Raw genomic sequence first — 20,675 nt, 5'->3', positions numbered from 1 at the left:
GATGTGCAGCTGCCCCAGAAGCGGCTGCCTGGAATTGATGATGACTGTAGTACGCCCTATCGCTCTGCTTCTGACCGCGCTGCTCGTGCTGAGCGGTTGCAGCCTGCTGCAGCAGAAGCCGGTGCCCCTTTACCAACTCGACAGCGGCGATGCGGTGACGCCGACCAAGGATAACGGTGTGACCGTGCTGGTCGGCCCGATCAGCGTTGCCGACTATCTGCGCCAACAGCACCTGCTGCAGCGCCAGGCCGATGGCAGCCTCGTTGCCACGCAGGATGCGCGCTGGGCCAGCGGCCTGGCCAACGATATAGACCAGCAGATGCTGCGCCAGCTGGCCTGGCGCCTGGACAGCCAGCGCCTGGTGCTGGCCCCGGCAGCCCCCGGCTTCAGCGCCGATGCGCAGGTCATGCTGACCATTACCCGTCTGGACTCCGGCCCGACTCAACCCGCCGTACTCGAAGCGCAATGGCGCCTGCTCGACCGTCGCGGGCAACTGCGCGATAGCCGCCTGATCCGCCTGGAAGAAGCGCACAGTGGCGCCCTGGCCGAACAGGTCAAGGCGCAGAGCATTCTGCTGCACCGCCTGGCGGCGGAGCTGGCGGTGGCCATCCAGCCCATCGCAGCGGCTGAGCCCACGCCTGAGCCGCCGCGCAAGAAGACCCCGATCGCCAAAGCCAAGCCGCAGGAGCCTGCCGCCGGGCCGAAGATTCCAGTGGCAGAACCCATCAAGATCGATACGGAAGTCTTCCGCTTCTAAACAAAAAGCCCGCAATTCAGACTGTGTAAAAACCGAGTAGTCTGTATCCAAGCCAGAGACAATGCCTCCATCGGTCGATGGGGGCATTGTCGTTTATGGGATACATCAAGGCAGAAGATCGTCAGCAAAGCAGCCTAACTCCCCCACACAGGAGGTGCTGGTGCCGGATGATCATCACATCGACGATCATGGCATCTCTTCAGTACGAGGGATGCAATCGAGGGTGAAGTCAGGGCCGGCAGTCACTATGACTACAACCCGGCGACAATCGGGTCGAGCCATGACTGGAAACGAATAGACCGAGCACGACTCGCGCCTTGCTCAGTCCGCGTTCACTTGCTGCGAATCTTCTCGACGATTGCTGTGGTGGAGCTGTTCTCCACCAGACCAAGTACGCGTACTTCGCCGCCATAGGCCTGGACGATGTCGGCACCGACCACTTGGTCGACACCATAGTCACCGCCCTTGACCAGCACATCCGGCTGCACCTGCTTGAGCAGGCGCTCGGGCGTGTCTTCACTGAAGCTCACAACCCAGTCCACCGCCCCCAGGCCAGCGAGCACCGCCATACGACGGTCGACCGCGTTGATAGGGCGGCCGGGGCCTTTCAGGCGGCTGACCGAGGCGTCGTCGTTGATCGCCACGATCAGGCGATCGCCCTGCGCGCGCGCCTGCTCCAGGTAGGTCACGTGACCGGCGTGAAGGATATCGAAACAACCATTGGTGAAGACGATCTTCTCTCCATGGGCGCGGGCGTCTTCAATGGCGATCAGCAATTGATCCAGACTCAGTACGCCACGCTCGGAACCTTCTTCGCGCTGCACCGCACGACGCAGCTCGGGTGCGCTGATGGCTGCAGTGCCCAGCTTGCCGACCACGATGCCAGCGGCCAGGTTGGCCAGGGCCACTGCCAGCGGCAGCTCCTCGCCCGCCGCGATGGAGGCGGCCAAGGTGGAAATCACCGTGTCGCCAGCACCAGTGACGTCGAACACCTCTCGGGCACGGGCCGGCAGGTGCAGTGGCGCATGCTCCGGGCGCAGCAGGGTCATGCCGTGCTCGCCACGGGTCACCAATAAAGCGCCCAACTCCAGCTCGCGCATCAGCTTGGCGCCTTTGCTGACCAACTCGGCCTCATCGGCACAACCGCCGACGATCAGCTCGAACTCGTGCAGGTTAGGCGTGATCAGGCTGGCACCACGGTAGATGGAAAAGTCCTTGCCCTTGGGATCGGCCAGCACCGCAATGCCCTTGTTACGCGCCGCCTGGATCAGTACCTGATGGTTCTGCAGCACCCCCTTACCATAGTCCGACAGCACCAGCACCTTGACCCCATCGAGCAGTGCATCGACCTCACGCGCCAGAGCGGCGGTGTCGGTTCTGAACGGTTCCTCGAAGTCCATGCGCAGCAACTGCTGGTGGCGGCTCATCACCCGCAGCTTGACGATGGTGGGCTGGTCATCGATACGCTGGAAATGGGTTTCCACCCCCACGCCCTGCAGGCTGTCGCTGAGGCTGTCGGCGGCTTCGTCCTCACCCGTGACGCCAACCAGCAGCGCCCGCGCACCGAGCGCCGCGATATTCAGTGCCACGTTGGCAGCACCACCTGGGCGGTCCTCGATCTGGTCGACACGCACCACGGGCACCGGGGCTTCGGGAGAAATCCGCGAGGTGCCGCCATGCCAGTAGCGATCGAGCATCACATCGCCCACCACCAGAACGGTGGCTTGGTCATAGCGGGGCATGGATAGTTTCATGGCAGCTCCAGAAGGGGAGAAAAACGGGAAAAATCATAGCATGGCGAATACGGCGGGCAGCTCAGAGCGGGCGAACCCAGAACAGCTCATGTCGGCGCACGGCCTTACGGAAGAACTCGTCCTCGCCCGTGGCGGGCCAGCGGCGCCCGGCCAACGCCCACTGAATCAGGCGGCGCAGGCGTCTTTTCAGCGGCAGCGGGCCTTGCAGGTCATGCTGCAGGCCCAGCGCCATGGCCTTGTCCAACTGCCGTTCAGCATCCAGCGTCGGGCTCCACAGGCGGTCGGCCGGCAGCGCGTTTATCGCCGGCGGCAAGGCGATGCCATTACCCGCCGGGCCCATGGGCCAACGGTCGTTGTCATTCAGGTGATTGGCGTAGAGCAACAGGGCTTTCGGCTTCCAGCCGCTGCGCTCGCAGGCTTCGAGCACGGCACGGGTGCTGGCGACATGATCGTGATGCGGGTCCAACTCCGGGTGCGGCGTCAGCAACACTTCGGGGCGGTAATGCTCGATCACAGCTACTAGGTCGGCGATCAGGTTATTCCAGGTCGGCTGACCATCGGTGTCGGCCGGTAGCGGCAGCGGATTGTGACGGCGCACAGGGCGCACATCGCTTTCCCCCGATTCGCGTGAGCCAAAGGGCACTTGCGGTTGCTCGGCCATGGCGGGCAGCTGCAGGCAGTAGTAGCCGAGCTGCACGCAGCGATGCTGCGGTACGCCGCCCCAAAGCGGCGCGGCCAGGCTGTCCCAGGAGCGCAGCCGGCCTTTCAGACGGGCGGCAGCGGCCTTGTCCAGGCCGAGGCGCTGATAGTTTTCGGCCTCGATCTCACCTTGGGTCAGGGTGACGATGGCGGTCTCGGACGAGCGACTGTACTGACCAAAGGCCGCCAGCTCGGCATCGTCAGCATGTGGCGCGATGATCAGCATGCGCTGCGCGGTAAAGTCGGGGCTGCGCATGGCATGCACGCGCAATTCGCCCACGATACGGCAGAAGCGAGGGACGATGCTCAGCCCTCGCACCGACTGCCCAGAGACATTGAGGTAGCGGCGCCCAGCCACGCCACGCTCAAAATCCTGGCGGTCATCGCCCAGACGCACATACGGATCGACCCAACGTCCCAGCCAGGTCGCGGCTAGGCTCAACTCGAGAATCAGCGTGTCGTAACCGACGAGGTCCACCTCGACCTGCAGTGCGCCCTGCTCGATACGTGCCGGTACGCTGAGGCAATCATCGGGGAAGTCGTAGCGGTAATCGTCGCGCGGCGAATAGAACAGGTGGTCGGCGAACCAAGCCTCGTGCGCCACCCAACCAAGTACCAGCAACAGAGGCGGTAGCCACCAGGCGACGAAAACACCGAGCGCCAGCAACGCCAACAGCGCCAACAATAGGGCGATGCGCTTGTTGCGCCGATGCTGCTTGAGCAGCTGTTGCTTGCGTCCGTTCATGCGCTCACACCTGATAGACCGGTACCCGGTTGCACCAGCGATCCTTATATTCGCGGTCGGCGCGACCGAACGAATAACGCAGTGGTTTGCCCAGCGCCCGCGCCTGCTCCCACTCGCTTTGCGTGTTGACGAAGCTGAGCACGCTGCCGGGGCTGAACTCGCGTTGTTGCGGGTCAACGCCGCCGTTGATGTACTCCAGGCTGACCCACTGCGGCGCCTCGACCCGATAGAGCACCTGGATCGCCACGGGTTCGTCATTCAGATAGATCAGCGAGCCGGTCATGAACTCGCGCAGGCGGCTGAACACCTCGACCAGATGCGCTTTGCCGGTGGCCTCAAAGCTCCAGCGACGCTGAAACAGATCAGCGTAGATGCGCGCCTGCTCCTGCGCCGTCAGATCCAGCATCGGCCGGATCACCCCGCCCGCCTCCTCCAGCAGGCGCTGTTCGCGGCGCTGGTTGTAGCGAAATTTCTTGCTGTATTGCTCGGGCTCGCGAGCCAATGCCAGCCCCTCGGGCTGCTCGCGCAGCGGGGTGACCTGTGCGGCGTTGAGCTCGGAAACGTAGCGCATGGAGTGCTGCACCGGCACTTTCAGACCGTTGGCGATGGGCAGAATGATCTCGGCATTACCCAGATCGAAGAGCCCACGCCGCCCCTGCTGCTTCAGCACATCCTTGGACAGCGCCAAGTATCGGCCCCAAGTCGGCATCGCCGCGCTCAATTGGCCATCGACCAACCAACCCAGGTAGCGCACGGGAATGCTAGCCAGATCAGCCAGACGCGCCACCACTGCAGGGTGGGTGGCGACGCTACCGCCGAAACGCGACCAGGCCTCGGCATAATCGGTGGCGCTAATCGGCGTCCAGCCGCGCTCACGCCAGAATTGCAGACGGCTAAGCATCAGATGTCCTGCTCGACCGCAGCGGGCTGGCTGCCATCCTCGAACTGCTTGGCATGCAGCCGCGCGTAGTAGCCGTTCTGTGCCAGCAACTCGGCATGGCTGCCGCGCTCGACGATCTGCCCCTGATCCATCACCAGAATCAGGTCGGCCTTTTCGATGGTGGTCAGGCGATGAGCGATCACCAACGTGGTACGGCCCTGCATCACCTGGTCCAGGGCGGCCTGGATGTGTCGCTCGGATTCGGTATCCAACGCCGAGGTGGCCTCGTCGAGAATCAGCACAGGCGCATCCTTGAGCAGCGCGCGGGCGATAGCCAGGCGCTGGCGCTGACCACCGGACAGCAGCACGCCGTTCTCGCCAACCAGGGTGTCATAGCCTTGCGGCATCTTCTCGATGAACTCGGCGGCATAGGCATCGCCCGCCGCCTGCTGAACGGCTTCGAGCGGAGCGCCGACCAGATCGCCATAGGCGATGTTATTACGCACCGTGTCGTTGAACAGGGTGACGTGCTGGGTGACCAGAGCAATGTGCCGGCGCAGGTTGCGCAGGGTGTAATCCTCCACATCCACCCCATCGAGCAGGATGCTGCCCTGCTCGTGGTGATAGAACCGCGGAATCAGGTTGGCCAGGGTCGACTTGCCGCTACCGGAACGCCCCACCAGCGCCACCATCTGCCCCGGTTCGGCAACGAAGGAAATGTTGTTCAGAACAGGTTTATCCGAGCCGGGGTAGCTGAAGCTCAGCGCCTTTACTTCCAGTCGGCCGTTGATGCGCTCGCGCTCCTGGGTGCCGCGGTCGACCTCCGGCTCCTCATCGAGCTGCTCGAAAATGCTCTCGGCACCCGCCACACCTTTCTGGATGGTCGAGCTGACCTCGGACAGTTGGCGAATCGGCTTGGGCAGCAGGCCCGCCAGCGTGATGTAAGCCACCAGATCCCCCGCCGAGGCATCGCCGCGCAGCCACAGGACAAGAAACATCAGCACGGCCATGGCACTGTAGATCACCAGTTGCAGCGAAGGCGTATAGACGGCGCCAGTGCGCACCATCTTCAGTTGCTTGTTCTTGTTCTCCTCACTGGCGTCGAAGAAGCGCTGCTTCTCATAGTCTTCGCCACCAAAACTGCGCACCACACGGTAGCCCTGGATGCTTTCGGAGGTGACATGAGTGACATCGCCCATGCTGGTCTGGATCTTTTTGCTCTGCTTACGAAATTTCTTGCTGGTACTGGTCACCATCAGGCCGATGATCGGCAGAATCGCCACCATCACCAGAGTCAACTTCCAGTTCATCCACAACAGGGTGGCGAACAGGAAAATCACCGTCATACCCTCACGAACGACAACCTTGATCGCATCGGTGGCGGCACCGGTGACCATGGTCACGTTGTAGGTGATACGCGAGATCAGATGACCGGAGTTGTGGTTATCGAAGTAGCGGTTGGGCAGGGTCAGCAGGTTATTGAACAGCGCGATGCGCAAATCCTGTACCAGCCCCATAGAGACCTTGGCCAGGTAGTAGTTGCCAAGGAAAGAGCCAATACCCTGCCACAATGCGATCAGCACGATCAGCAATGGCACCGCCTGCAGCAGCTTCAGGTGCGCTAGCCAAGGCGCATGCTCCAACAGCCAGGGCACGCCCGCGAACAGACTGGCCTCGGGATTGGACAGCCCATCGACGAAATACTTGAGGATGTAGCCCAGCATCGGCTGGGTGGAGGCGAAGATCAGGAAGCCCAGAAGACTGATGGTGAAAAGGCCCCAGTAGGGAACCACGTAGCGCAGCAATCGCAGATACACCTTCATGCTGGATTGCTGGTTGGAATTGGCCATTCGGCTCGCCTCACGCACTGGCAGGATTAGCAAGGGGCGGATTGTAACAGCACGCTCTCGCTACGCACCTAAGCACATCGAGAAGTTTTTACGCCCCTTCCTTGGGGCAGCCTCAAGAGCACGACGGGCCGATTCAATCGAATCTTTGCAACCCGGGCTCGGCAGAGCGAGCCCGACGGGCGGCGAGCGCCATCGCTAGCCCGATCGGTAGCCAGGAGACAAACCACTCGGCTCGCGGGCTATCCCAGAGACTGGCCGCGTCAAACTGCAACGCGACAAAGGCAACCAGGAGACTGCTCAGCAGTAGACGCCCTTCCCACGAAGAGCGTTGAAGCCAGGCGACCCGAAAAGCCTCCAGCCAGAGCCCGCCCCACAGCAACAAACCTGGAATCCCAAGCTCAATGGCCGCGTGAGTGAAGGCATTGTGGGAGTGATCAAACCCATCAGGGAAGTTGGCAGTAAATACGCGGTACTCCGAACCGATTCCCAGGCCGAGCCAGGGATTGTGCATGATCATCTGCACACTGGAGGCGAATATCTCCGGGCGATAGGAGAAGCCGCGCTCCAGGATAAACGGCATGAACAACACCGCACCCACAACAGCCAAAGCGCAGGTAATCAGTGCGACCAGCCAGGCGATGCGCCCACCGTTCCAGAGCGGCATAGACAGCAGAGCCAATGCGAGAGCCAACATGGCACCGCGGCTCTGCCCGAGCACGACAAATGCGATTAGCAGGGAGATCAACCCGGCCCACACGAGGCGTTGCCAAGGCTGACGAGGTATGAACTGCAGCCCCCACATGACGGCCAACGCCATCACATAAGCGCCAAGAATGGGATGGCCGGCCTGCCCTATACCATCCAACCTTGCGTACAGCGGATGCATACCTTGCACATAAAACAGATAGAAGCTGACCGGACAGGAGAGCGCTAGCGCGACAAAGGCCAAGCCCAGTCCTTTCCAGACAAATGCCGATCGCAATTCGGCCAGTATCTGAAATAAAAGTAGAAACAAGCCAACATACAGAACCCGTTTTAGCTCCTTGAGTGGCTCTTCGGCGGCGGTCCAGAGTGTGCTTAGTGCCGCCCAGCCCAGCAGCATCAGCAACAGCCCCAGAAATACCTTGTTGGTTCGCCAGACTGGCAGCAACCGCTTGTGTAGCACCAGCACTGCGATCAGCACTGGCAACCATAGAAGCAACACCAGCCCCTGCTGATAGAGCTTGTTACTGGGCACCCAGACAATGCCGAACAGAAACCACAGATATCCCATACACAGGACGCCGACCGCCCAGGCACTACGAACGCCTACCATCTTCACTCCAGTAAGATGGGCCATCTGATGACGGCCATGTATTCAGAGGATGATATTCTACACGCCATCAAGAGGATGGCTCGCCCCCAATGACTCACGCTACACAATTGATTTACCTCGCTTTTAGCGCAGCGATCGATCAACGCGAGCGAAGCCGTATCCAGCGCTGAACTCTCATATACTCGCTGGTTTGACAGCCAATTGAACGCCCGGCCCACTTCATGCCCATCAAAACCAAACTAAGCAACAACATGCTAGCCACCCTGACGGCCGACGCACAGGTTCTGGAGGAGGACAGTCTCGGCCCCAAAGTGTACAGATTGGCCGACGGTAACTTTCTCAAACTCTTCAGACGCAAGCGCCTGCTCTCCTCGGCGCTGTTCGTTCCCTATTCGGATCGTTTCTGGCTCAATGCCAAGCGCCTGAAATCACTCGGCATCCCCACACTCACTCCATTGGAACTGTATCAACTGGAGGACACCTCGCTGAGCGCGGTGCTGTATAGCCCGCTGCAAGGAAGAACGCTCAAGGATATCTATCTGGAAGACCCGACTGCCTTCACCACGCAGCTACCGAATCTGGTCGACTTCATTCGCACCTTGCACCTTCGCGGTATCTATTTCCGCTCGCTTCACCTGGGCAATATCGTACGAACACCGGAAGGCTCGCTGGGCCTGATCGACATTGCCGACCTGAGCGTTCAACGCCGGCCTTTATCGAAGGCCAAGGCCAGGCGCAACCTCGCCCACTTTACGCGTCTGCTGAAAAACCTCGGCCTAGCGGAGCAGTTCCCAATGGCCGCCCTGACTACGGCAGTTCTGGACGACTAACGCAACAACGCGCGGTAATCCTCGCTGAAGCGCAACCAGGCGCCCTCGGGATCAAGGCCTTGCTGCTGCGCCTGCGCCAACGCCGCCAAATCGCCCTGCAGATGCTGATGCAGGGCAACCTCCCAGGCATCCTTGCGATCAGAAGCCTGCAAGCCGAAATCTCCGGCCAGCTGTTCGCGGAAGACGGGTAGATCTGTTGCCAGTACGGGGATGCCAGCGATGACAGCCTCAGGCAGCACCAATCCCAGGCCCTCCTGACGAGACGGGATACATAGCAGGTCGAACGCCTGATACAAGCGCGGGGCCTCTGCGACATGACCCGGCAGATAGACCTGGTCGACGACGCCAAGCCTCTGCGCCAGCGCAAGCAAGGCCTCCCGTTCCGGTCCTTCACCGACTATCACCAGGCGATCTCCGGGATGAGCCTTCAACCAGCCGGCCACCGCCTCGATCAGCAGAGCGAAGCCCTTCTCGGCGACTAGCCGGCCCACAGCCCCGATCGTGCGCCCCGTTGCGGCCACTGGCAAACCCAGAGCACGCTGGGCATCCTCCCTGCTCTTGAGCGACGCTCGCAGCGTGGTCGGCTCCAGAGCGATGCGACCGCCAAGAACACTACGCCCGACCTGACGCTCAAGATCGCCAGCCAGCGTTTCAGAAACCGCCACCAACTGCAGTCTGTCGGCCGGGAACCGCTGCAGCAGCCTGACCTGATCAGGCCTGAGGCGCTTGTGGCCGTGAAACAGCACAATGACCCGCACCTCGCTCAGTGCAGACAGTATTGGAAGAACGTAGGCGGCCACACCAATGCCGTCTAGCAGCACCACCCGTGGCTGGCGCGAGACCAGCACTGCGGCCAGACGTCGGCGGTCGAACCAGCGTCGTAGCGCATTAAGACCGCGCCCCTTGATACGCGCAGAGGACAGCTCAAGACACGAAACTTCTCCGACTTCCGCCAGTGCGCCCGCCTCGCCACCCTGCAGCAAAAGGCTACTGATTGACGCGCCGGGCTCGCCGAAGCGGAGAATTTCGCGGTGCACCTTGTGCACGGAGACGAATGCCGGGCCGCCTCCCCACATGATGTTGAGGATATCCACTGGCACCTGCCTTAGTAGTAAACGCCAACCTTGCGCAGCTGCAACTGCAACCAGGAAGGCTGCGATGCCCGACGTAACGGCGGACGCATGGCCTCGACGATCTGGTGCCCGATGGCGGCGAAACCATAGTATTGCTCGGCCAGTTGACGCCCCGCCTCGGCGATAGCTGCAGTTCTGGACGGATCCTGCCGCAACATATGCAGCTTCTCGCGCAATTCGGCGACGTTTCGATACAGAACCAAGTTGTGCATATCGACGAAACCGAGAGCCGCATTTTCCTGCTCCCCATGATCATAGGCCAGCAGCACACAACCGCATGCCATGGCCTCGAAATTCTTGATCATGTACTCGCCCATACCGACATCGGCACTCACGAAGAAGCGAATGCGGTTGAGCGTATCGCAATACTCCTCACCCGATTTGGTCTTGGTTACGAGCAGATTCTCGACCTGCCCGAGCTCATCGAGTAGCGCCTTGCGCCCACTGTAGGCCACGCTCTTGGTGCTGCCGACGAAAGCCAGCTCGATATCCCGCTCCCGGCCCTGATAGGAGAGCAACGCCTGGTCATAGCCCTTGGGCACGAAACAGGCGTCGAAGCCCTCATCGCACAAACGCTGGCTGACCTGTGCACCGGAACTGATGATGCGCACCCAGGGCATCCGCCGGTAATGCGCGCTGAACTTGCCCGTGTACTTACAGGGGATGTAGTTCTGGTAGGCGTCGTGTTCCAGGATAACCAGATTGGGCAGGGTGCGAATAAAACGCCATTGACGCATTTCTTTCTTGAAACGCAGAAAGAAGAGAATTCTGTCGTAACGCGATACATCCACGTGCTCACGGAAGTAACGCTGCAGATTGGCTTGTTCATCGCTGCTCAGCCAACGGATATCACAGCTATCGCACGCTTGTGCAATACCATCGTACAGTCGATCCAGTATCGCTCGTTGCTCGGCCTGGACGAGAAAAAGCACGTTCAAAGGCACACCTCGAATACGCGATTAGGAAAGATCACGAGAGCTCCCTGAAGCAGCCTCACCCAGCAGCCTCGCCAGATACCGCTTCTGCTGCCCACTCAATATCTTGCTCCAGGGTTGCATGCTCAGGCTTTCACCTGCGGGAATGGCTTTGCGCCGCAACTCCTCTGCATAGCCATGGCCACAGGCCTCAGCGTAGGGATCGGCGCGCATCACTGCAGCGTAGTACGCCAGCTTGGCATGAGAGCGGGCTCGGGAGGGTAGGAACAGACTTCGCAAACGAAAGTACAAACGGTGCCCCAAAGCAGGCCTCGGCTTTGTGGTTGGCATCTCAAGAACTGCCTGCACGGCGAGCTCTGAGAACGCGTCACCATGGCGCCGAAAGAACGCAGCGACCAGGTGACGCCAATAATTCTTCCCCGAAAAATAATGCTTGATCACCCCGCGAGACTCCGCAGGCCGCCCCAGGTGTCTGGCCGCCACTCCAACGGCGAATTGCTCGATGATATGAATCTTGGGAACCATCGGATGCATGACATCAATGAGACTCAGCACCTCATCCATCAAACCAGAGGCATCTGCCTGGAAACCCAGAACGCCAGAGTTGATCAGCAACATCTGCTGATCGACTCCATGCCGTTCTGCCAAATAGGGCGCCAATACATCATGCAGGGGCTCGCCCTTGTACTCTTTCCAGATACCTTCGATTTCATCGACAAGCCACGGCGCTTTTGCCAGACGCTCGAAGAGCCTCACCGGAGAATCCAGAAAGAAGGTGTCCGTATCGATGAAAATGCTTTGCTCGGCATACTGCAATGCATCACGAATGGCAGCAGCTTTTCGACGGTGCAGGTAAGTTGCAGGGCCTGTCCAGGTCTTCAAGGTCTCGGCATCGAGCGTGATCAGATCGACCGGCCAACCGCGGAACTGCTCGGGCTCATCGGTGTACAGCAGAATTCGAGGGCAGGCTCCCTGGGCATGGTGCAGGGCCGAGAGGATGCTGTACTTGGCCTCCTGATGATATTCCAGCTTACCTCCGTAAACCAGATAAACCAGCTGCCTGGATACGCGCTCAGGCATCATGGTTTCCTCGACTGCGCTAGACACACGACACCCGGCCGCGACCAGAAACACGCATGAGCGCCCTCGTCCGTGAAACAGCCCTTCACACCGTGCTCGATCGGTTTCCAATCAGTGCTTGATACAACCGACAAACGAGACGCCAACGTCGCAGCGTCGCCCAGCGGAAACAGTGCTTGCGGCTCACACACAACCTCGGGAGCCCCTCCACAATCGGTCGCCAGCACCGGCACTCCGGCGGCCATCGCTTCCAGCAGCACCATGCCAAATGGCTCGTGATCGGAGGTCAGGGCGAATACGTCGAACGCCTTGAAATAGCGCCTTGCATTCGACACCTGGCCGAGAAAACGCACCGACTCGCTGACGCCCAGCTCAGCCGCCAAGGCCTTGAGATCGGCTTCCAGACGGCCACTGCCCATGATCACCAGCAGGCTACCAGTTGGTAGCTGCGGCAAGGCCTGAGCAAAACCACGGATGAGCGTGGCCTGGTCCTTGTCCGGGTGCAGGCGGCCGACGTTGCCGACCACCCAGGCATCCTGGGGCAAAGCCAGATGTTCACGCGCGGCCTCGCGGGATACCTGATCGGCCTGCACTGAAGCGACGTCGATTCGGTTATAGAGTGTCTCGATGCGCTCTGTCGGCCAATCGGACAGGCAGGCGCGCATGTCGTCGCGCACGGCATTGGAGACGCCGAGAAGCATCAGGCGCTTGCGGAAAAGGTTGGCGAACATCTGCCGCGAACGGCGCTTGTAGTCGCCAAAGGCGTGATGCACGCCGATCACCGGTAGGCGGCTGCCAAGCAGCGCGACATAGATCGGTTTGAAGCGGTGCGCGATGCACAGGCCGAAATCACGCGAAGCAGCGATCCGGCGCAAATCGCGGATTGCCCCCAACTTGAGACCGCGCACCTGCGCGCTGGAATAGTCGAGGAAGATCACCTCGTCGGACGCCGAGCCGCGCTCGACCTCCGCTGACGGCTTACCAGTCAGGTAGACGGTGCAGACCTTGTAAGGCGAGCCCTTGAATAGCACCGCATACTGCCGCGCACAATCCAGAAAAGGGCCGTCATAACCATGGCAAAACTGCAGAACCCAGCGCTGCGCCGCGCCAGAGGCCTGCTCAGACGCTGTCATACCAATCCTTGCCGTCCTTGACCACAAGTACGTCTTCCATGATCAGGTATTGCAGGTCCGAGCCGTAGAACATGTTCAGCGCATCGGTCGGCGAACAGATCATTGGCTCGCCACGACGGTTGAGCGAGGTGTTCAGCGAAACACCATTGCCGGTGAGCTTCTCCAACTCCAGCATCAGGTCATACCAGCGCGGGTTGTACTGGCGCTCCAGCACCTGAGCGCGCGAGGTGCCGTCTTCATGCACCACTTCGCTGACGCGCTCTTTCCACTCTTCGTTCACCTCGAAGGTGAAGGTCATGAACGGGCTCGGGTGATCCACCTTGAGCATCTTCGCCGCCACGGTGTCGAGCATGGACGGGCAGAAGGGTCTCCAGCGCTCGCGGAACTTGATCTGCTCGTTGATGCGGTCGGCGACGCCCGGAATGCTTGGGCAACCGATGATCGAACGGCCACCGAGGGCGCGCGGGCCAAACTCCATACGGCCCTGGAACCAGGCCACCGGGTTGCCATCGACCATGATCTTGGCGATGCGCTCAGCCGTGTTGTCGATGCGTTTGAAAACCGGCTGGTTCGGGTGCTTGGCGCAAGCGGCGATAACCTCTTCGTTGCTGTACGAGGGGCCGAGGTAGACGTGCTCCATCTTCTCCACCGGCACGCCACGCTTATGCGAGACGTAGGCGGCAGCACCAACGGCGGTGCCGGCATCACCGGAAGCCGGCTGCACGAACAGCTCCTTGACGTCATCGCGGGCGATGATCTTCTGGTTGAGCTTGACGTTCAGCGCGCAGCCGCCAGCGAAGGCGATCTTGCCAGTTTCCTTGAGGATGTCGCCCAGGTAGTACTCCATCATCTGCAGCGCCAACTTCTCGAACAGCGCCTGCATGCTGGCCGCGTAATGGATGTAAGGGTCGTCGGCGATATCGCCCTCACGCTTCGGCCCGAGCCATTCGATCAGTTTGGGCGAGAAGTAGTAGCCCTTGCCATTTTCCTTGTAGCGACGGAAACCAATGACGTTGGCGTACTCGGTGTTGATGATCAGCTCGCCGTTCTCGAACTTGGCCAGACGCGAGAAATCGTACTTGGCAGCATCGCCATAAGGCGCCATGCCCATGACCTTGAACTCGCCATCGAGCATCTCGAAACCCAGGTACTCGGTGATCGCACCGTAGAGACCGCCGAGCGAATCCGGATCGTAGAATTCCTTGATCTTGTGGATCTTGCCGTTCTCGCCATAGCCGAAGAAGGTCGTGGCGTACTCGCCCTTGCCGTCGATGCCGAGGATCGCGGTTTTTTCCTGGAAGCCCGAGCAGTGATAGGCGCTGGAAGCGTGCGCCAGGTGGTGCTCGACCGGCTCGATCTTGATCTTCTTCAGGTCGAAGCCGAGCTGTACCAGGCACCACTCGATGCGCTTCTTGTAGCGCTTGTAGCGGCGGTTGCCGAACAGGATGGCATCGAGAGCGCGATCCGGGGCGTAGGCATAGCGCTTGGCGTACTGCCAGCGGGCCTTCTCGAAGATGCTGATGGGGGCGAAGGGAATCGCTACCACGTCGACATCCGAGGGCTTGACCCCGGCTTGCTCCAGGCAGAATTTGGCCGACTCGTAGGGCATGCGGTTCTTCGCATGCTTGTCGCGCACGAAGCGCTCCTCTTCCACGGCCGCGATCAGCTTGCCGTCGATGTACAGCGCGGCGGACGGATCGTGACTGAGGGCGCCGGACAGGCCGAGAATGGTCAGTGCCACAGGTTTGAGCCTCTAATTCGGGCAGGTGCCGGGCACCTGCGGTAAACGTTGGTCGAGCAACTGGTGCAGAGCTGAGTCCGCCGGCCAGTTGCGCAGAAAACGGGCGCGGTCGCGGGCATAGGCCCGGGCGAAACTGTGTGCACTGCGATGCTGACGCATGGCATCGAGGTCGATCAGCGACCAGGCGCCCAGTTCAACATCCCAGAACAGGTTATGCCCCTTGAAATCACCATGGCTGATGCGTTCGCGCAGCAGGGCAGCGAACAGTCGATCCAGCGCCAGCAGCTCGGTTTCCGGGGGTGTTGCCTGCTTGTATGCCTCGAAACGGGCGATTATATCCTGCCCGCCACAATAGTCGGTAATCAGGTAAGCGCGACCGCGCAGCCAACACCAGCGTCGTTCGATCACGGCCAGCGGCGTCGGCGTGGTCAAACCGAGCAGTTGCAGGCGATTACCTTCGCGCCAGCTATGCCAGGCACGGCTCGGCCGCCAGAAGCGTTTGAGCCAGTGCAGCCAGTTCTTCACGTTGTAGCGTTTGACCACCAGAGGCCGACCGCCCACCTCGACGCGCGCCACCGTGGCGGCGCCGCCGGTCTTGTAGATGTGCCCGGCATCGATGCAAGCGTCCAGATCGGCCAGCAGCGGCTGCAGTGTCGGTTCCGCTTCCCGGCGCACCACGCGCAGGCCGAAGGCACCGATACGTGCAGCGAACAGGCTGCAGTCGCGCGCCGTCTTCTTCAGGTAATCGCGCAGGCGCCAACGGCGCACCTTGGCAATCTCGGCCTGGAGCATTTCCAGCGGCAACGCGTGCTCGCCGTTGGCCAGCAGGTAGTGGATCAGCAACTCTTCGAGGAAGGGATCAAGCTCGGCCGGCAACTGGGCGAAGAACACGCCGAGGTTTTCCAGTACGCGCGCGCGGGACAGCGGCTGGCCCGGGGTTTCCCAGCGCACACCACCCCCATCGATCAGATACAGGCTCCCGTCGTACCGCAGCAGGTTGTCCAGATGCAGGTCGGCCTGCCACAGCCCCTGAGCGTGCATCTGCCCGATAGCGCCTAGCGCCTGTGCCAGCACGCCTTGCTGGCCATCGCTGAGAACCGGTTGCTGCGTGACCTCGTGCCAGGCCTGCCAGAGGCTCTGCGCGCCGTCCAGATAGTCGAACAGCAGCCAGCCGCCCTGCCCGTCGATACAACCCTGCGCCAGCAGTTCGGGCGTGACCAGCCCTTGTTCGGCCAGCATCTGCGCACCCTCAAGCTCGCGCTGGAAGTGCCGCTGCGCCTTGCCGCCCACCAGCAACTTGGCCAACACCTGGCGCCCCCGCCAGCGGGCCATGCCGACGTAACGCTGCCCAGGCAGCACACGCAGCAGGCACTCCAGTATCAACGGCTCACCGTCGACCTGCAGCGTCAGCGGCAGCTCGAGGCTGCGCCCAGCCTCAGCGAGTTCGCTCAAGCGCATCAGCGCGCCTCCTTGTGACGCTGACGAGCGCCTAACTGAAACCACCAGCCATCAACATCCGTCGCAGCGCCCAGATAGGCAGCCAACAGTTCGCGCACCTCAGCCTCGCTCCAGACTCTGGCGCGGCGCAACAGGGGCTCCAGATCCTTGATCCGGTCGCGGCGACCGAGCAACAGCGGCCGGGTCTTCTCCAGATCGATCAATTGCGCCTCGAAACCATCGACCTGTTCGTGCAGAAAGATGTGCTTGGGATAGAAACACCCATGCACCTGCCCGGCCTGGTGCAGGCGTCGCGCCAGCTCGCCACAGGCACGCAGGATGCCGCCACGATGCAGCGCATCGAGTTCATGCCAGCGCGACAGCCAGCTATCCAGATCCTGCCAGCCGTCCAATGCGCGGGTCAGCAGAACGGCACGGCGCTCGCCCGGCACTCGGCGCTCAGCAAAGAACGCAGCCTGCAGGGCCGGAATGTTCAACTCGGCATAACGGCGAATATTGCGAAACTCGCGGGCAAAAGTGGGTTCGCCGAAGGGGTGCAGCAGGCTGCGAGTCAGATGATTGCTCTGCCGCTTGAGATAGAAAGCACGCTCGTCCAGCTCAAGGCGATACACACTGCTCCAACCGCCACGCTCGGTATTGGGCTCGTCCACCGCCTCCAGCTTCAGCGCCCAGAGCGCCTCGAAACTGGCCAGCCCGTGACGCTCGAGCAGCGCACGATCCTCCATTGCAATGAAGTCGCTCATTCGCGCCCCTCGAAGAACTTCAGGATTTGCAGGACACGCTGCTTGTCATCGCGACTCAGTCGACTGCGTTCCCGGTATTGCAGGTAGAAGCGCAGACGCTGCGTTCGCGACAGATGGTATTTGGCGACCTTGTCCAAGCACGCCAGGTCCTTGACGATCCGATAGCGCAGTAACGGCCCCCACCAGAAACTGCCGGTCGGACAATCAATAAAGAACAGCTCGGCTTTCTCGTTGACCAGCAGATTGCGCCACTTCAAATCATTGTGAGTGAAGTGGTGGTCGTGCAGCGCCCGGGTTCCGTCGGCCAACTGCCGGCTGACACACTCAACCCACCTGGCATCAGCCAAACGAGGGTCGCGTCGATTTGCCATTTCTGCCAGGTCGAGCGTCCCTTCGAGTTCACGGGTCACCAGCGCACCACGCACGAATGCGCCGCCCCGGCGCTCGAGTCCATGAGCGACGATCGGCGCAGTGGGAATACCCCACTTGGCGAACAATTTGAGGTTCTGCCATTCGGCCTTGACCCTGGGACGCCCCAGATAGCGCCGCAAACCCTTGCCGGCCCCCCAGTAGCGCTTGACGTAATAGCGCACGCCCAGAAGCTCGACACGAATAACCTCAGACAATGGGTCCTTGGTCAGGCGCTCCCCCTCGAGGGCGAATACGGCCTCGAGCGTACCGAACGCCGCGAGCAACTGCGGATCTTGCAGATCGTGCCTCCAGGCCGTCATGCCTGTTTTCCTTTCCAGCTTGGCAAGGCCTGTACGATCCGGCGCAACGGAATAAACGGACGCCACACCGTCTTGCCCAACCACTTGAAGCTCAGCACCGGATTGATGACGCTATTGAGTTCGTTGAAGCCTGGGCGCCAGGTGAAATCGCTACGACGACGGGTAATGGTGAACGTGCGCAGGCCCAGGAGCGAACCAAGATGCCCGCCTCCCGAGTCGTTGCTGATGACGACGGAGCAGGTACGCAGAAAGTCGACAAGCCCTTTCAGATCATTGAATGCGTGCACGCTGTAGCCTGGGTATGCAGCGCTCAACATTTGCTGCTCAGCGGGAATGCCGACGAACTCGACCAGCCACCCCCGGGCGACCAGGCGCCGTGCCAGACGGCGAAATCCAGAGCATGAAAAATTCTTGCTGGTATGCGGCGTCGTTGGAAAGATAGCGATGCGTCGCTCCGCATCTGCAGGTTGGGCAGGCATCGCCTGCAGACCTGCAACAGGCTGAGTCAGGTCAAGCCCCAGTATTTCCTCGGCATACAGATCTATCCACTGCACCATGCTCTTGCCAGCCTTGGGGTCGCGGCAGATGACATTATGCGCCCCCGCAATCTCACGCCCTCGCAATGAAACAGGCTGTTGCTCGGGCTTGAACCCACGCGGAAGTTTCTTGCCAGCCAAGTAGGCCACGTTGCTCAGCGGTACATCGACCTGCCAGTCGATGGCGCAGATCACCAGATCGTTGCACGCGGCCAGAGCAACCACATCAGGTGTACCACCCACTACCTCCAGCCCTGGCAGATACTCGCGTATGGAAGCCAGCGAAGCGGAAGCCAGGGAGACCTGTGCACCGGCAGTCTGCAAGCGCCAGGCAAGGCGTAGGAACAAAGTGGTGTCTCCGAGTGCCGGGCACGGCACAAGCGCCACCTTCAACCCCGGGGCGATCAGTGTCTTGCTCTCCGACATCTACAGTCGATCTCCATAACGCTGCTTACGCTCATACAGTTTCGCCGCCTTGCGCTCCAGCCAGGCGAGCAGGTTCGCTTCCTCACGCAGCACCTGGCGCAGAGGACGCTGGAAGTAGGTACGCAGAAAGCGCAGCTTGTCACGACGGGTCAGGCCGATATCCAGCGCCGAAAAATACAGCGCGGCCAGATCCTTGTCGCGCCAGCGACGTGGTGTGGCACTGCGTACCTGGGCGCGATGCAGATCAATGACCGACAGGCGCAGATCATTGGCCTGAATCGGCCGATCGATGTGCAGCAGGAAGTGGCAGATATAGCAGTCGCGGTGGTTGACCCCGGCGCGGTGCATGTTGCCGGTCATCTGTGCTACTCGCTCGATCAAGGCCCACTTGAGCGCAGCCTTCGGCGGTTGCTGCGCCCAGTTGAGGCTGAGCTGCTCCAGATCGACGGTCGGCGCCAGCTCCTCGGTGACGATAAACGAGTGCTGGCGCGCCGGATTGCTGCCACGCTCGCCGTAGGCAACAGCGGTCATTGTCGGCACCCCAGCTTCGGTCAAACGCTGGATCGCCTGCCACTCCTGCGCAGCACCGAGCACCGGAGCCTTGGCCGTGAGCAGGTTCTTGACGATCTCGCCCCAGCCGATGCCACGGTGGATCTTGACGAAATAGCCACGCCCATCGACTTCGGTGCGCAATGTGCGGCGGCCTTCCAGCTCACGATATACCTGCCCCTGAAGCGCTTCGACGGCATCGAAAGCATCGCGGCCCGACCACAGGCTCTTGAAGGGCTCGGCAAGAATCAGCTTCACGCGCGTCTCTCCGCGAGGATCACATCAGCTGCCTTCTTCGGCATCGAGTACAGGTCAGCGCTGTCGGCATAGGCCAGGCCGTTACGACCCCAGAAGCCGCGCTGCTTCGGATCGGCCAGCATGTCGGCCAAGGTACGATTGAGCTGTTCCTGCTCGAATGGACTGGGCAGCACGCGACCGCAGTCGGCCTCGGCGATGTAATGCGCGTAGCCGCAGACATCGGTGACCAGTACCGGCAGGCCGGACACCAGCGCTTCCAGCAGCACGGTGCCGGTGTTCTCGTTGTAGGCCGGGTGGATCAGCAGGTCAGCGCCGAGCAGAAAACGCGGGATGTCGCTGCGGCCCTTGAGTATCTGCACCTGATCGGACAAACCCAGCGCCTTGATCTGCAGCAGGAAGGGCTTGGGATCGTCCTGGCCGATGGCGATCAGACGGGTGCGCTTGCGCAGCTCACGCGGCAACGCGGCCAGCGCCTTGAGGCTGCGATCCAGGCCCTTGGTCTTGAAGCCGGAGCCAATCTGCACCAGCAACAGGTCGTCGTCGGCCAGCCTGAACTCGCGACGGAACTCGGCGCGAATCTCGGCGGCATTGGCCGGCGCGCGGCGGTCAAAGGCAATGCCGGGCGGTAGCAGGTGGAAACGCTGTAGCGGGGTCTTGTAGTGTTTGACGAACAGCGGCTGCTGCACCTCGGAGATCATCAGGATCTCGGTCTTCGACTCCGGCGCAAACACCGCGCGCTCGTACTCGGCGAAGTGCTTGTAGCGCCCCCAACGGCGATAGATCGGGTTGCGCAGGGTCTGCGCCTTGTCCTCGAAACAGCCGTCAGCGGCGTAGTACACGTCAAGGCCAGGCATCTTGTTGAAGCCGATCACCCGATCAACCGGGTCGCGCTTCAGGTCAGCCTGCAGCCAGGCGCTGAATTTCTCGTTGCGGCGATGGTTGAACAGCGCACGCACCGGCGCTACGCGCACATCGAAGCCGCCGGGGTTTTCCCCTTCCCAGATCGGCGTATAAACGCGAATGGCGTGACCACGCGCCTGGCATTCCAGGGCGATGCGCATGAAATCGCGCTGCAGCCCACCGAACGGGAAGTATTTGTAGAGAACGAAGGCCAGTTGCATA

The 20,675-nt window shown here is 61.3% G+C and carries 18 protein-coding genes; 2 read left to right on the top strand and 16 right to left on the bottom strand.

What is annotated here, in order from left to right; translation table 11 throughout:
* The first annotated feature begins 37 nt into the window (after nt 1-37).
* On the top strand, nt 38-757 hold the full coding sequence (locus AAEQ75_RS11535) for a PqiC family protein (RefSeq protein WP_343348826.1): 720 nt from the start codon (nt 38-40) through the stop codon (nt 755-757).
* 332 nt (nt 758-1,089) lie between these two features.
* Here AAEQ75_RS11535 and hldE read toward each other — a convergent pair whose 3' ends face one another.
* The 5 genes from hldE to AAEQ75_RS11510 form a co-directional block, all read right to left on the bottom strand.
* Nucleotides 1,090-2,511, bottom strand: a complete 1,422-nt coding sequence (gene hldE, locus AAEQ75_RS11530) for a bifunctional D-glycero-beta-D-manno-heptose-7-phosphate kinase/D-glycero-beta-D-manno-heptose 1-phosphate adenylyltransferase HldE (protein ID WP_106733791.1) — start codon at nt 2,509-2,511, stop codon at nt 1,090-1,092.
* 61 nt (nt 2,512-2,572) lie between these two features.
* Nucleotides 2,573-3,955 carry a PIG-L deacetylase family protein gene (locus AAEQ75_RS11525; protein WP_106733790.1) on the bottom strand — a complete coding sequence of 461 codons (1,383 nt, stop codon included), beginning with the start codon at nt 3,953-3,955 and terminating at the stop codon, nt 2,573-2,575.
* Nucleotides 3,956-3,959: 4 nt separating this feature from the next.
* Nucleotides 3,960-4,856: a GNAT family N-acetyltransferase gene (locus AAEQ75_RS11520; RefSeq protein ID WP_343348822.1), complete on the bottom strand. Its 897-nt coding sequence runs from the start codon at nt 4,854-4,856 to the stop codon at nt 3,960-3,962.
* Nucleotides 4,856-6,685: a lipid A export permease/ATP-binding protein MsbA gene (gene msbA, locus AAEQ75_RS11515; protein WP_343348820.1), complete on the bottom strand. Its 1,830-nt coding sequence runs from the start codon at nt 6,683-6,685 to the stop codon at nt 4,856-4,858. The genes AAEQ75_RS11520 and msbA overlap by 1 nt, the downstream gene beginning before the upstream one ends.
* Nucleotides 6,686-6,818: 133 nt before the next feature.
* Complete coding sequence (locus tag AAEQ75_RS11510; protein WP_206407936.1) at nt 6,819-8,000, bottom strand: O-antigen ligase family protein; 1,182 nt, start codon at nt 7,998-8,000, stop codon at nt 6,819-6,821.
* A 221-nt stretch (nt 8,001-8,221) separates the two neighbouring features.
* On the opposite strand from AAEQ75_RS11510, the gene AAEQ75_RS11505 reads away from it, so the two are divergent.
* A complete protein-coding gene (locus AAEQ75_RS11505) occupies nt 8,222-8,830 on the top strand; it encodes a toluene tolerance protein (protein ID WP_343348817.1) in 609 nt (202 codons plus the stop codon).
* Here the strand turns inward: AAEQ75_RS11505 and AAEQ75_RS11500 are convergent.
* Genes AAEQ75_RS11500 through AAEQ75_RS11450 form a run of 11 tightly spaced genes read right to left on the bottom strand, consistent with a single transcriptional unit; the run spans nt 8,827 to nt 20,674 of the window.
* On the bottom strand, nt 8,827-9,924 hold the full coding sequence (locus tag AAEQ75_RS11500) for a glycosyltransferase (protein WP_343348815.1): 1,098 nt from the start codon (nt 9,922-9,924) through the stop codon (nt 8,827-8,829). The genes AAEQ75_RS11505 and AAEQ75_RS11500 overlap by 4 nt on opposite strands.
* Nucleotides 9,925-9,935: 11 nt before the next feature.
* Nucleotides 9,936-10,901 (bottom strand): glycosyltransferase, encoded by a 966-nt coding sequence (locus AAEQ75_RS11495; RefSeq protein ID WP_343348813.1) that lies wholly within the window; start codon nt 10,899-10,901, stop codon nt 9,936-9,938.
* Between the two features lie 21 nt (nt 10,902-10,922).
* The gene (locus AAEQ75_RS11490) at nt 10,923-11,978 is read right to left on the bottom strand and encodes a hypothetical protein (protein ID WP_343348811.1); all 1,056 of its coding nucleotides are present in this window, start codon (nt 11,976-11,978) and stop codon (nt 10,923-10,925) included.
* Nucleotides 11,978-13,111: a glycosyltransferase gene (locus AAEQ75_RS11485; protein ID WP_343348809.1), complete on the bottom strand. Its 1,134-nt coding sequence runs from the start codon at nt 13,109-13,111 to the stop codon at nt 11,978-11,980. Before AAEQ75_RS11485 ends, AAEQ75_RS11490 begins: the two co-directional genes overlap by 1 nt.
* The gene (locus AAEQ75_RS11480; RefSeq protein WP_343348807.1) at nt 13,098-14,852 is read right to left on the bottom strand and encodes a carbamoyltransferase family protein; all 1,755 of its coding nucleotides are present in this window, start codon (nt 14,850-14,852) and stop codon (nt 13,098-13,100) included. The genes AAEQ75_RS11485 and AAEQ75_RS11480 overlap by 14 nt, the downstream gene beginning before the upstream one ends.
* Before the next feature lie 12 nt (nt 14,853-14,864).
* Nucleotides 14,865-16,310, bottom strand: coding sequence for a lipopolysaccharide kinase InaA family protein (locus AAEQ75_RS11475; protein WP_343348805.1), 1,446 nt, complete (start codon nt 16,308-16,310; stop codon nt 14,865-14,867).
* Nucleotides 16,310-17,053, bottom strand: coding sequence for a lipopolysaccharide kinase InaA family protein (locus tag AAEQ75_RS11470; RefSeq protein WP_074676334.1), 744 nt, complete (start codon nt 17,051-17,053; stop codon nt 16,310-16,312). The genes AAEQ75_RS11475 and AAEQ75_RS11470 overlap by 1 nt, the downstream gene beginning before the upstream one ends.
* Nucleotides 17,050-17,784, bottom strand: a complete 735-nt coding sequence (locus tag AAEQ75_RS11465; protein WP_074676336.1) for a lipopolysaccharide kinase InaA family protein — start codon at nt 17,782-17,784, stop codon at nt 17,050-17,052. Before AAEQ75_RS11465 ends, AAEQ75_RS11470 begins: the two co-directional genes overlap by 4 nt.
* Complete coding sequence (locus AAEQ75_RS11460; RefSeq protein WP_343348802.1) at nt 17,781-18,746, bottom strand: glycosyltransferase family 9 protein; 966 nt, start codon at nt 18,744-18,746, stop codon at nt 17,781-17,783. The genes AAEQ75_RS11465 and AAEQ75_RS11460 overlap by 4 nt, the downstream gene beginning before the upstream one ends.
* Complete coding sequence (gene rfaP, locus AAEQ75_RS11455; RefSeq protein ID WP_343348800.1) at nt 18,747-19,553, bottom strand: lipopolysaccharide core heptose(I) kinase RfaP; 807 nt, start codon at nt 19,551-19,553, stop codon at nt 18,747-18,749.
* On the bottom strand, nt 19,550-20,674 hold the full coding sequence (locus tag AAEQ75_RS11450) for a glycosyltransferase family 4 protein (protein ID WP_125879019.1): 1,125 nt from the start codon (nt 20,672-20,674) through the stop codon (nt 19,550-19,552). The genes rfaP and AAEQ75_RS11450 overlap by 4 nt, the downstream gene beginning before the upstream one ends.
* Between the last annotated feature and the right edge of the window lies 1 nt (nt 20,675).

Origin of the sequence: Pseudomonas sediminis (assembly GCF_039555755.1) — a bacterium.
Taxonomy (GTDB): Bacteria; Pseudomonadota; Gammaproteobacteria; order Pseudomonadales; family Pseudomonadaceae; genus Aquipseudomonas; species Aquipseudomonas mendocina_D.
The sequence above is the reverse complement of the archived record's forward strand: the minus strand, read 5'-3'. Positions and strand labels throughout refer to the sequence as shown.

What these genes read in the sequence shown, in the direction of transcription:
- AAEQ75_RS11535 (WP_343348826.1), top strand. Translation starts at nt 38, where the DNA reads ATGATGACTGTAGTACGCCCTATCGCTCTGCTTCTGACCGCGCTGCTC.
- hldE (WP_106733791.1), bottom strand. Translation starts at nt 2,511, where the DNA reads ATGAAACTATCCATGCCCCGCTATGACCAAGCCACCGTTCTGGTGGTG.
- AAEQ75_RS11525 (WP_106733790.1), bottom strand. Translation starts at nt 3,955, where the DNA reads ATGAACGGACGCAAGCAACAGCTGCTCAAGCAGCATCGGCGCAACAAG.
- AAEQ75_RS11520 (WP_343348822.1), bottom strand. Translation starts at nt 4,856, where the DNA reads ATGCTTAGCCGTCTGCAATTCTGGCGTGAGCGCGGCTGGACGCCGATT.
- msbA (WP_343348820.1), bottom strand. Translation starts at nt 6,685, where the DNA reads ATGGCCAATTCCAACCAGCAATCCAGCATGAAGGTGTATCTGCGATTG.
- AAEQ75_RS11510 (WP_206407936.1), bottom strand. Translation starts at nt 8,000, where the DNA reads ATGGTAGGCGTTCGTAGTGCCTGGGCGGTCGGCGTCCTGTGTATGGGA.
- AAEQ75_RS11505 (WP_343348817.1), top strand. Translation starts at nt 8,222, where the DNA reads ATGCCCATCAAAACCAAACTAAGCAACAACATGCTAGCCACCCTGACG.
- AAEQ75_RS11490 (WP_343348811.1), bottom strand. Translation starts at nt 11,978, where the DNA reads ATGCCTGAGCGCGTATCCAGGCAGCTGGTTTATCTGGTTTACGGAGGT.
- AAEQ75_RS11485 (WP_343348809.1), bottom strand. Translation starts at nt 13,111, where the DNA reads ATGACAGCGTCTGAGCAGGCCTCTGGCGCGGCGCAGCGCTGGGTTCTG.
- AAEQ75_RS11475 (WP_343348805.1), bottom strand. Translation starts at nt 16,310, where the DNA reads ATGCGCTTGAGCGAACTCGCTGAGGCTGGGCGCAGCCTCGAGCTGCCG.
- AAEQ75_RS11470 (WP_074676334.1), bottom strand. Translation starts at nt 17,053, where the DNA reads ATGAGCGACTTCATTGCAATGGAGGATCGTGCGCTGCTCGAGCGTCAC.
- AAEQ75_RS11465 (WP_074676336.1), bottom strand. Translation starts at nt 17,784, where the DNA reads ATGACGGCCTGGAGGCACGATCTGCAAGATCCGCAGTTGCTCGCGGCG.
- AAEQ75_RS11460 (WP_343348802.1), bottom strand. Translation starts at nt 18,746, where the DNA reads ATGTCGGAGAGCAAGACACTGATCGCCCCGGGGTTGAAGGTGGCGCTT.
- AAEQ75_RS11450 (WP_125879019.1), bottom strand. Translation starts at nt 20,674, where the DNA reads ATGCAACTGGCCTTCGTTCTCTACAAATACTTCCCGTTCGGTGGGCTG.